Consider the following 274-nt stretch of genomic DNA (forward strand, 5'->3'; position numbering starts at 1 on the left):
GGTATTATCGATCAATTTATTGAATATTTACGTCACCACAAACGCGAAGAACTCAGTTGTGAAGATATAAACGCGTTAGTGGGTGAGGTCGTTAATTGCGAGTTAAAGCATCAGCGCTCTATTACCTTTAAAAGTAACCCAAGTATAGAGAGTATTCCGCTCAGCAGTGTGGCTATAAAGCGTGTTGTAACTAACATGATTGAAAATGCAATTCGTTATTCTGACGGCGATATAGAGGTACTTAGTTATTATAACTCCAATAAAAAGTATGTGG

The 274-nt window shown here is 37.2% G+C and carries 1 protein-coding gene; it reads left to right on the forward strand.

Annotated elements, in window-relative coordinates:
- Nucleotides 1–274, forward strand: a 274-nt coding sequence (locus tag SB756_RS29920) for a hypothetical protein (protein WP_410913208.1), incomplete at both ends; no start/stop codon positions are given.

Origin of the sequence: Pseudomonas sp. SIMBA_068 (assembly GCF_046534705.1) — a bacterium.
In the GTDB taxonomy this organism is placed as follows: Bacteria; Pseudomonadota; Gammaproteobacteria; order Pseudomonadales; family Pseudomonadaceae; genus Aquipseudomonas; species Aquipseudomonas putida.